This window comes from Pseudomonas syringae group sp. J309-1, from assembly GCF_032582135.1.
Taxonomy (GTDB): Bacteria; Pseudomonadota; Gammaproteobacteria; order Pseudomonadales; family Pseudomonadaceae; genus Aquipseudomonas; species Aquipseudomonas quasicaspiana.
The window spans coordinates 241,970-252,289 of the sequence record NZ_JAWHNU010000001.1; the positions used below are offsets into that span (position 1 = coordinate 241,970).

Annotated in this window: 8 protein-coding genes; 4 read left to right on the top strand and 4 right to left on the bottom strand. The window is 57.6% G+C overall.

What is annotated here, in order from left to right:
• The first annotated feature begins 150 nt into the window (after positions 1–150).
• Positions 151–894, top strand: a complete 744-nt coding sequence (locus RX972_RS01155; RefSeq protein ID WP_027902091.1) for an SDR family oxidoreductase — start codon at positions 151–153, stop codon at positions 892–894.
• Between the two features lie 149 nt (positions 895–1,043).
• Here RX972_RS01155 and dctA read toward each other — a convergent pair whose 3' ends face one another.
• Positions 1,044–2,363: a C4-dicarboxylate transporter DctA gene (gene dctA / locus RX972_RS01160; protein WP_316872231.1), complete on the bottom strand. Its 1,320-nt coding sequence runs from the start codon at positions 2,361–2,363 to the stop codon at positions 1,044–1,046.
• Between the two features lie 186 nt (positions 2,364–2,549).
• Entirely contained in the window at positions 2,550–3,722 is a 1,173-nt protein-coding gene (locus tag RX972_RS01165; RefSeq protein ID WP_027902090.1) for a mandelate racemase/muconate lactonizing enzyme family protein, read from the bottom strand.
• A 116-nt stretch (positions 3,723–3,838) separates the two neighbouring features.
• On the opposite strand from RX972_RS01165, the gene RX972_RS01170 reads away from it, so the two are divergent.
• Entirely contained in the window at positions 3,839–4,711 is an 873-nt protein-coding gene (locus RX972_RS01170; RefSeq protein WP_255880902.1) for a LysR family transcriptional regulator, read from the top strand.
• Between the two features lie 63 nt (positions 4,712–4,774).
• On the opposite strand, the gene RX972_RS01175 is transcribed toward RX972_RS01170, so the two are convergent.
• Entirely contained in the window at positions 4,775–5,725 is a 951-nt protein-coding gene (locus RX972_RS01175) for a transposase (RefSeq protein ID WP_316872232.1), read from the bottom strand.
• Between the two features lie 610 nt (positions 5,726–6,335).
• Between RX972_RS01175 and RX972_RS01180 the strand changes: the two genes are divergently transcribed.
• Positions 6,336–8,237 carry an alkaline phosphatase family protein gene (locus tag RX972_RS01180; protein WP_316872233.1) on the top strand — a complete coding sequence of 634 codons (1,902 nt, stop codon included), beginning with the start codon at positions 6,336–6,338 and terminating at the stop codon, positions 8,235–8,237.
• On the opposite strand, the gene RX972_RS01185 is transcribed toward RX972_RS01180, so the two are convergent.
• A complete protein-coding gene (locus tag RX972_RS01185; RefSeq protein ID WP_316872234.1) occupies positions 8,234–8,917 on the bottom strand; it encodes a helix-turn-helix transcriptional regulator in 684 nt (227 codons plus the stop codon). The genes RX972_RS01180 and RX972_RS01185 overlap by 4 nt on opposite strands.
• Positions 8,918–8,991: 74 nt before the next feature.
• Here RX972_RS01185 and RX972_RS01190 point away from each other — a divergent pair, with 74 nt between their 5' ends.
• Positions 8,992–10,227, top strand: coding sequence for an MFS transporter (locus RX972_RS01190; RefSeq protein WP_316872235.1), 1,236 nt, complete (start codon positions 8,992–8,994; stop codon positions 10,225–10,227).
• Positions 10,228–10,320: the final 93 nt, after the last annotated feature.

A 10,320-nucleotide genomic window follows, 5' to 3' on the forward strand; every position in this document is an offset into this window, starting at 1 on the left:
CCAGAACGGAATGAGTCATCACTGACCAATCATTCCAATTTCTGGAATTCCTAAATCCTATCTCTTCCATTTATCGATAGAAAGAACCCGCCCACAATTGATTTCGAAAGCAGTTATCCCTCTCGAAACCAACTCAAGGGTATTCAGATCATGAGCAATAACATCGAAGGCAAAGTCGTCGTCATTACCGGTGCAAGCAGCGGTCTGGGTGAAGCCACCGCGCGTCATCTTGGCGGTTTGGGGGCGAAGGTTGTATTGGGCGCTCGTCGCAAGGCTAATCTTGACACGTTGGTCAGCGAAATCACCGCAGCAGGCGGTAACGCCGTTGCCTATCAGACAGACGTGACCCGTAAAGAAGATGTGGACGCATTGATCAAAGGCGCGCTGGATACCTACGGCCGTGTAGACGTGCTGATCAACAACGCAGGTGCCATGGCGATTGCACCGATGTCGGAAGGCAAGACCGATGAATGGGATCGCATGATCGACATCAACATCAAAGGCCTGCTCTACGGTATCGCCGCCACCCTGCCAGTATTTCAGCAACAGAACAGCGGCCACTTCATCAATATCGCTTCGGTGGCGGGCATCAAGGTCTTCAGCCCGGGCGGCACGGTGTACAGCGGCACCAAGTATGCCGTGCGAGCGATTTCCGAAGGGCTTCGTCATGAAGTCGGCGGCAGCATCCGCACCACCACCATTGAACCGGGTGCAGTGGACTCGGAATTGAAACTGGGCAGTTCGCACCAGGCCAGCGCTGAAGCAGTGGGCGAGTTCTACAAACAGGCTATCCCTTCCAGCTCCGTGGCCCGCGCCATTGCCTTTGCGATTGAGCAACCAGCGGATGTGGACATCAACGAAATCGTGCTGCGCCCGACCTCGCAGGATTTTTGATTACTCGATTGTAGAGCCACGACAAAATCTGTAGGAGTGAGCTTGCTCGCGATAGCGTCCTGTCATTCGACCGGCAACTGACAGGCAGAACGCTATCGCGAGCAAGCTCACTCCTACAGGGGATTGCATTTCAATTCGTTTGAATGCGCCTAAACAAGCTTACTCACCGTTTTACCAGCGCCCTTCCTCAGCGAACTCTGCTCTTTCATCGCCGCGATTTCCCGCGCTGCCTGGGCCTGGTCGAACGAACCATCCCATTTGGCAATCGCGATGGTGCCGATGCCATTACCGATCAGGTTGGTCACCGCCCGCGCTTCGTTGAGGAAGCGGTCGACACCCAGCAACAATACCAGGCCCACCAGCGGGATATCGCCAATGACCGACAGCGTTGCGGCCAGGGTGACAAAGCCTGCACCCGCAACGCCCGCCGAACCTTTCGATGTCAGCAACAACACGCCTAGCACCACCAGTTGATCCATTAAGGTCAGCGGCGTGTTGGTTGCCTGCGCCACAAAGATCGCCGCCATGGTCAGGTAGATACAGGTGCCATCGGAGTTGAAGGTGTAGCCCGTTGGCAAGACCATACCCACCACCGACTTTTTGCAGCCCAGTTTTTCCAGCTTGACCATCATGCGTGGCAACACGGCTTCGGTTGAGCAGGTCCCGAGGGTGACGAGGATTTCATCTTTGAAGTAGCGCAGGAACTGCAACAGCGGCAAGCCCGACCAGCGCGCCACACTGCCCAGTACGACAACGACGAAGAACAGCGTCGTGACATATAGGGCGATGATCAACTGCCCCAACGACATCAGTGTGCCGATGCCGTACTTGCCGATGGTGAATGCCATGCCTGCGCCCGCACCCAGAGGGGCGAGTTTCATGACCATCGCGACGATGCGAAACAGGGTTTGCAGCAAAAGGTCGATGACGTTGACCAGCGGCTTGCCGGTTTCCCCCAACTGCACCAGCGCTACGCCCATCAGGACCGAGACCAGAATCACCTGCAACATCGCGCCTTTGGCGAACGCATCGAACAGTGTGGTAGGGATGATGCCGAGGAAGAACTCGATCACACCGCCCTGCGCCGCAGCCGCCTGGGTGTAGCCGTTGACCGCGCTGGCATTGAGGCTGTTGACGTCGATATTCATCCCGACGCCTGGCTTGAGGACATTGACCACGACAAGGCCGATAACCAGCGCCAACGTCGATAACACCTCAAAGTAGATCAGCGCCTTGCCGCCAATACGGCCGACCTCCTTGATGCTGCCCATTTTGGCAATGCCAACCACCACGGTGCCGAAAATGATCGGCGCCAGCAGCATTTTGATCAGTTTGATGAAGCCATCGGCGAGGGGTTGCAGCTTTGCGCCGATGTCAGGAAGGAAGAAACCAATCGCACCGCCAATAACGATACCGATCAGCACCTGGACATACAGCTGGCCGTACCAGCGTGTAGGTGTGTCGTTCATGAGAACCTCGATCTTGTTGTTGTATGAGGAATTAGATTTGGTACTTCCCTGCAGAGCGAATGAGGACTGTGGGAGCGAGGCTTGCCCGCGATAAGAACACCGCCGATTTCAGGCCCATAGCGTCAAGCCTTATCGCGGGCAAGCCTCGCTCCCACAGGTCAAAATTCACTGCGAAAAAGAGGGAGTTCAGGCCAACTCACCCAGCTCGCGCATCACGGCGTACAGCGCAGACTTGGCTTCGAAACCGACGCCCGGGATGTCCGGCAGACCGACGTAGCTGTTCTCGACTTTGATGCCGTCGGCGAAACCACCAAATGGCTGAAACACGTCGGGATAGGACTCGTTGCCGCCCAGGTGCAGGCCTGCTGCGAGGTTCAGCGACATCTGGTGGCCGCCATGGGGGACGACGCGGCGCGATGACCAGCCCAGTTCTTTCATCACGTCGAGGGTGCGCAGGTATTCCACCAGCCCGTAAGACAGCGCGCAGTCGAACTGCACAAAGTCGCGATCAGGGCGCATGCCGCCGTGGCGCAGCAGGTTGCGGGCATCCTGGTGGGAGAACAGGTTTTCTCCGGTCGCCATGGGCAGGTCATAGTGGTTGGCCAGTTCAGCCTGGAGCGCGTAATCCAGCGGATCGCCCGCCTCTTCGTACCAGAACAGGTTGTAGGGTTTGATGGCCTCGGCGTAGGCAATCGAGGTTTTCAGGTCGAAGCGACCGTTGGCGTCCACGGCCAGACGACGGCCATCGCCCACCACTTCCAGCACGGCTTCGATTCGGCGGATGTCTTCGTCCAGCGGTACGGCACCGATTTTCATCTTCACCACGTCGTAGCCGCGGTCCAGATAACTCTGCATTTCAGCCTTGAGCTTGGTTTGGTCCTTGCCCGGATAGTAGTAACCGCCTGCCGCGTAGACCCAGACTTTGTCATCGGCGACACCGTCGCGATAACGATCAGCCAACACGCGATAAAGCGGTTTGCCTTCAATCTTCGCGACTGCATCCCACACCGCCATGTCGATGGTGCCGACTGCCACCGAACGCTCGCCGTGGCCGCCTGGCTTTTCGTTGGTCATCAGGGTTTTCCAGATGGCGAACGGGTCGAGGTTGTTGCGCTCGTGGTCGATCAGGCTCTCTGGGTCCGCTTCGGCGACACGCGCCAGAAACCGGTCCCGCATTAGCGCGCCCTGGCCATAACGCCCGTTGGAGTTGAAGCCATAACCGATGACCGGCTTGCCATCGCGAATCACGTCGGTGATGACGGCAACAACCGAGCAGGTCATTTTCGAAAAGTCGATGTAGGCGTTGGCAATAGGCGATGCGATAGAAACGGTTTTCTCGCGAATGTCCACGATGCGCATGGGATGAGTCCTCTCTGATTATTAGGTTGTTGCCGATGCCAGAGAACTCTAGGGCTAGCGGCCCAGGCGCAGCCAATGCTTATAATCGAGCACCTCATGCACAGGTGGCATCGCCCATGGAACTCGCTTGGCTGGAAGACTTTGTCGCACTGGCAGAACTGGAAAACTTCTCTCGTGCGGCTGACTCACGCCATGTCACCCAACCGGCATTCAGCCGCCGGATCAAGTCGCTGGAAAACTGGATGGGCGTTGAGTTGTTCGAACGCACCACCCATGGTGCGACCCTGACCGACGTCGGCAGGCAGATGCTCGGTAACGCGCAGGACATGACCCGCCGCCTGCACCAAATGCGTCTGGATGCGCGCGAGTTGGCAGGCAAACAGTTGCGCACGCTGTATTTCGCGGCGACTCATTCACTGTCGTTCACGTTTTTTCCCGGCTGGATCCGGAGCATTGAGCGTGAAGCGCCCATCGAAGGCGTACGCCTGCATTCGGACAACATGCGCTCCTGCGAGCAAATGCTGCTGAATGGAGAGGTGCAGTTCCTGCTTTGCCACCATCACCCGGACGTTCCGCCACGATTTGCCAGTGAGCAGTTTCTGGGCAAAGCAGTGGGCCTTGATGTGCTCCTGCCCCTGCGCGCACCGGGTCAGCGCAGCGGGGAACCCAATCAACCGCTGGATTATCTGGGCTACACCGCAGATTCAGGGCTGGGCAGGATCATCAACTGGCGTCTCAATCGTTCGCAGCCCGAGCAGCCCCTGCAAACCCTGTTCAGCTCCCACCTGGCGGCGGTGCTGCTGTCGATGGTGCAGGAAGGCAAAGGCATGGCGTGGTTGCCACGCACATTGGCTGAGTCTGAAATGAGCCAAAACCGGCTGGTTCGGGCCCTGGAAGAAACCTGGGACATCCCCGTGGAAATCCGCCTGTTCCGCGCCCGCACGCCGCTGAGTGATTTTGCCGAGGCGTTCTGGAGTGGGTTGGGGTAGCGCCGGATCCTACGATTCATCGGGGTAAATGGGGACCAACTGTGGGAGATTCTATGGTTGTGATCAAGCCATAACCCACCCTTTGGGTTGATATTCGCTCTGATTTTTCATCAGGGCGAACGCCACCCGAGCGAGTTTGCGAGCGAGCATCACAAGTACCTGTGTGGTTGCTTTTCCGCGGCTGCGATGATGGTCGTAAAACTCTTTCCAGGCACTCGATCGGCTGGCCGACATTGCTGCGTTGTGCAGCAATCGGCGAATCTCCGAGCAGCCTCGTTTGGTTAGGAACCTACGGCCATTTTTTTGGCCAGAATCGGTCACTCTCAGATCCATGCCCAAAAAAGCAATGTAGGAGTCGCCGCTCTTGAAGTCGCCTCGGTTGTAAGCCATGACCAGAGCTGTCGCGGTCAGGAAGCCGATACCTTCAACAGCTTGGCAACGGGCCACTTGCTCCAGCAGGCCGGCTTCGCGCAAGGCATCTTTGAGCTTTGCCTTGACCAGCAGGTCCAGCCGTTCGATTGACTTGAGGAAGGCTGCAAATGACGCCTTCAAGCTGGTGTCATTTGCCCAGCTCTGGGTCAGGCTGGTTTTGGCTTGAATCAGTGAAGCCCTGCGTCGCAGAAGGCTTTGCAGCTTTCCGTAGACTGCTGGGGGCGGCGTCCAGGGGCGAAGATTTTCGCCTTCGTTTTTCAGAAATCGGGCAAGAAGACGGGCATCAGATGCGTCTGTTTTACTACGGCCACCGACACCTTTACGGTAATTACTGAGTTGAAAACCGTCGATGATGTAGACGTCGAAACCAGACTCGTAAGCCAGCTCGACCAGATCGACGTGATAAACATTTGTCGCCTCAACAGCAATGGCGGTGGTCCTCGGTAACGTTTTAAGCCAGCGTTTTATGGCAGGCTTTTCGTTGGTTATCGAGGTGAGCAGATCCCGATCTGCCTGGTAGGTAACGAGCTCAACTTTGGCGACATCCACGCCTACGATTGACTTCGAAACACGCATTGCCATGAGCATTTCTCCACGCTAAGGTTTGACGGCTTGTTGGGGGTTCACCCAGAGGCGCAGGCTTGTTTCTATCGTCGCTTGAACGAAGCATTCTTTATCGGCGCTTTTGGTGGAAGGGGTGGGGCGAGGTCTCCCACGGTCTGTACTGTTGCAGCAGTCAGATGCGAACTGTTCGTCCCACCACCCCTTCAAGTCTAACCATACAAGCGAATTTATTCGCGAAGAGGCCAGTACAGCCGATATATTTTTATTGCCTGGCCTATCGCATTCGCGAATGAATTCGCTCCCACCGGTTTGCTGTGGCCAAGAGCATGAATTCGCACCCAGAGATTTGGCTTACCTGACTTCACGCTAAAAACCCTTCCGAAGATTGACGTTAAGATCAAGCTCATGATGGCCCTGTGGGAGCGAATTCATTCGCGAAGAGGCCAGTACAGCCGATATATTTTTATTGCCTGCCTATCGCATTCGCGAATGAATTCGCTCCCACACGATTTGCGCACGACTCAAGTCAACCGCGATCCAGTGGGACTGGCTTTAGCCGGTCCCACCTCAGTTCCTGATCAACTGAGGTACTATCGACGGCTCTTTGTTGCCTGGGTGCATTTGCCGGATGTCTTCAATTGATTCCCTTCCCGCTGTTCTTGCCGGTCCTCTGCTGCGTCGCCTTGAAACGCAACGTCTGGTGATGTGGCTGGTGGGTTCACGGCCGTTGACGTTGACGCTGCGCTTGCCAGACCGTGATTACCCGTTGAATGAACAGCAATGTCAGGTCGTTGCGGTAGGTCGCAGTGCGTTCATTCACTTGATCGACGTGCCACTGGATGACGCCCTGCCCTGCGATATCGCCATTGCCTACGATGTATTGATCGACGGCCAGCAAGGCATCGCTGAATGGGCACCGCATTTGCTGTACCCCGACCGATCCCTGCCGGATTTCGTACTGCGCAGCACCATCGAACAACTGCTCCATGGCTCCTGCCGCAAACCCCATCACGCTTCAGACGAAGGCCTGCTGTGCGCCGACCGGCTGCTGGCGGCCAACCCGGATGCCGAGCATCGCCCTGCGCTGTTGATGATGAGCGGCGATCAGATCTACGCCGATGATGTGGCCGGGCCAATGCTGCGCGCCATCCATGCGTTGATCGAGCGTCTGGGCCTGTTCCACGAGCGTCTCGAAGGTGCGATCGTCGACGACAGCGCCGAGCTCTATAACCATCCGGCCAGCTACTACAACCGCGCCGACCTGTTACCGGCACTGAAGAGCAACGACACCCTGCGTGAACGGTTCTTTGGCGGCGCGCGCAAACCGATTTTCACCAGCAGCACGGCCGACAACCATCTTGTGACGTTCTCCGAAGTGCTCGCCATGTACCTGCTGGTCTGGTCGCCAGTGCCGTGGACGTTGATCAATCCGACGCCTCCGGTTTTCGAAGCGGGTGAACAGCCTCGCTATGAGCAGGAACAACAACGTATCGACGCTTTTGTTGATGGTTTGGGGGGCGTTGCGCGGGTTTTCGCGCATTTATCCTGCCTGATGATCTTCGACGATCATGACGTAACGGACGACTGGAACCTCTCGGCAAAATGGGAAGAGACTGCCTACGGCCACCCGTTTTCCAAGCGCATCATCGGCAATGCGCTGCTGGCCTATTTGCTGTGCCAGGGCTGGGGCAATAATCCGGATGCCTTCCCTGATTTGCTGGAGCAGACACAGCACCTGGTCAAGCAAGCGCCTGATGCAAACGGTTATCTGCAGAGTGAAACCCTGGATACGTTGATCACCCGGCTGCTGAAGTTTCAGCAATGGCATTACGTGCTGCCCACTTCCCCGGCACTGGTGGTGCTCGACACCCGTACCCGGCGCTGGCGCAGCGAATTCAACCTGCATCAGCCTTCCGGTCTGCTGGATTGGGAAGCGCTCAGTGAACTGCAACAGGATTTACTCGATCACCCGTCGGCGATCATCGTTTCGCCCGCGCCTGTATTCGGCGTGAAGCTGATTGAAACCGTGCAAAAGGTGTTCAGCTGGTGCGGGCATCCATTGTTGGTCGATGCCGAAAACTGGATGGCGCACCGCGGCGCGGCGCAGGTCATCCTGAATATCTTTCGTCACTCACGCACGCCGGGCAATTACGTGATCCTGTCAGGGGACGTGCATTACTCGTTTGTCTACAAAATCCTGATACGCCACCGGACCGCCAACCCGCATATCTGGCAGGTCACCAGCAGCGGCTTGAAAAACGAATTCCCGCAAAGCCTGCTGGACTGGTTCGACCGCCTGAACCGCTGGCTGTACTCGCCTCGTTCGCCACTGAACTGGTTTACCAAGCGACGCCTGATGCGCGTAGTACCGCGTATCCCCGAACACAGCAAAGCCGGTGAGCGACTATGGAACTCAGCGGGCGTGGGTCATGTGTTTTTCGATGCCGACGGCCGGCCAACCGAAATTTATCAACTCAACGCCAGCGGACGTGAGCCGACACGATTCATCGAGCCTGACGCTAACGCTTAGTCGCTGAAGGTTTTGATCAACGCGTCACGACCTTTGCTCGTGACGCTCAAGGCCCGGGAGTCGAGCTGTCGGGTAACCCAGCCGCGCTTGAGCATCAGTTCCAGAATGGCGGCACCCAGCGCGCCGCCGATGTGCGGTGAGCGCTCGCTCCAATCCATGCACGGATAAGCCAGCCGTCTGCGCTGGCCGCGCATGGCATCAACATCGACGCCCAGTTTGAGCAGTCGCTCGACGCCCTTTTCGGTGAGGGTGTAATCCTCGCCCTGCGCCTCGATCCAGTTGGCTTGCAGCAAGACATCATGAAGCCTGACCGCGACCTCACCTGCGCAGTGGTCGTAACAGGTTCGCGCGTGACGCAGTGCTGCAGGCGTGCTGGGCTGGAAAGGTGTCGCGGGTTGGCCTGTGATCGACAGCAAGGATTCCAGGGCTCGCGCCACTCTGCTGTTGGCCAATCGGTAATAGCGATGCCGCCCCTGTACCAGTTGCTCGACCAGCCCGTGCTCGCGCAGACGCGAAAAATGATTGCTGGCCATAGAGGCTGTCACGTCGGCTACCGCAGCCAGTTCGGTGGCGGTACGCGCCCGACCGTCGAGCAGGCTGCACAACATGCGCGAGCGAGCCGGATCAGCAATGGCACCCGCGACTTCGGCGAGCGAAACCTCTGCGCATTCGACATCCATAGTTCAGCCATCCCTGAAGCATCGTTTTAAGCGCTCATCATACTGAGGTTCACAGCACATTTAGGGATTGAGTCATGAAGCAACCGGGTTTCTTTGGCAGCAAAGTCGTGGCTGCCACGTTTGTAATGGCGGTGTTTGGCTGGGGTATTGGATTCTACGGACCGCCGATTTTTCTCTATGCCGTGCTGCAGCGCACTGACTGGTCGGTGTCACTGTGCTCGGCAGCAGTGACGTTGCACTTTCTAGCGGGCACGCTGGTGATCGTCAACCTGCCGCGTCTCTATAAACGTTTTGGTCTGGCTCGCGTCACGCTGGCGGGCTCCATCGTCCTGGCGTTTGGCGTGTACGGTTGGGCAGTGGCGGATCAGCCTTATCAGCTGTTTATCGCGGCGCTGCTCAGCGGTTTGGGGTGGGTGACCATGGGCGCGGCAGCGGTCAATGCGGCTATCGCGCCCTGGTTTGTCAGCAAGCGCCCCGCCGCGTTGGCCATGGCTTACAACGGCGCGAGTATTGGAGGGGTGATTTTTTCATCGGCGTGGGTTTACCTGATCAGTCAGCTTGGCTTTGGTCAGGCAGCGCTGTGGGTGGGAGGCCTGTCGGTCAGCGTTATTGCGCTGCTGGCGTTCAAGGTCTTCGCCTTGCGCCCGGAACACTTGGGGCAATACGCCGACGGTGCTGACCAGCCGCCTGCCGAGGCAATCAACCCAGCCGTATCGCCCTCGAGTTCGCTGTGGCGCAATCGGCAATTTTTGACCCTGGCAGCGGGCATGTCGCTGGGCTTGTTTGCGCAGATCGGATTGATTACGCATTTGTTTCTGGTGCTGGTACAGCATCTGACAGAACAACAAGCGGGATTGGCGATGGGTTTGGCAACGGCCAGTGCCATTGCTGGCCGGACGCTGGTCGGCTCGCTCATGCCCGCACAAGCAAACCGACGCAATGTGGCGTGCCTGAGTTATGGCGTTCAATTGCTGGGCTGCATCGTAATGCTCGGCGTTGACCAGGCTCCAGGGCTGGTCTGGCTGGGTGTGATCCTGTTTGGCGCAGGCATCGGCAACGCGACTTCGCTGCCGCCACTGATTGCTCAAGCGGAATTCCCGCGCCAGCACACCCAACGCGTCGTGGCCCTGATCGTCGCGACGGCGCAAGGCTGTTATGCGTTTGCTCCGGCGATTTTCGGGGTGGTGAAGTCGTTGAGTGGTGAGGCGAATAGCGGAGTATTGATATTTACCTTGGCGGCGGCGATTCAAGGGCTGGCGATAGTGGTTTTACTGGTTGGGAAGGTCGGGCCGATCAAGCAATCACACTAGCTTGAATTGGAATGCTATCCCTGTGGGAGTGGTCCCGGTATCCCTGACACCTCGCTGTCGCTAAGCAAACGGATGACCCTGTAGGAGCCAACT

Excerpts from the sequence above, each read along its gene's own strand:
- RX972_RS01175 (WP_316872232.1), bottom strand. The coding sequence starts at position 5,725 with ATGGCAATGCGTGTTTCGAAGTCAATCGTAGGCGTGGATGTCGCCAAA.
- RX972_RS01185 (WP_316872234.1), bottom strand. The coding sequence starts at position 8,917 with ATGGATGTCGAATGCGCAGAGGTTTCGCTCGCCGAAGTCGCGGGTGCC.
- dctA (WP_316872231.1), bottom strand. The coding sequence starts at position 2,363 with ATGAACGACACACCTACACGCTGGTACGGCCAGCTGTATGTCCAGGTG.
- RX972_RS01170 (WP_255880902.1), top strand. The coding sequence starts at position 3,839 with ATGGAACTCGCTTGGCTGGAAGACTTTGTCGCACTGGCAGAACTGGAA.
- RX972_RS01165 (WP_027902090.1), bottom strand. The coding sequence starts at position 3,722 with ATGCGCATCGTGGACATTCGCGAGAAAACCGTTTCTATCGCATCGCCT.
- RX972_RS01190 (WP_316872235.1), top strand. The coding sequence starts at position 8,992 with ATGAAGCAACCGGGTTTCTTTGGCAGCAAAGTCGTGGCTGCCACGTTT.
- RX972_RS01155 (WP_027902091.1), top strand. The coding sequence starts at position 151 with ATGAGCAATAACATCGAAGGCAAAGTCGTCGTCATTACCGGTGCAAGC.
- RX972_RS01180 (WP_316872233.1), top strand. The coding sequence starts at position 6,336 with ATGTCTTCAATTGATTCCCTTCCCGCTGTTCTTGCCGGTCCTCTGCTG.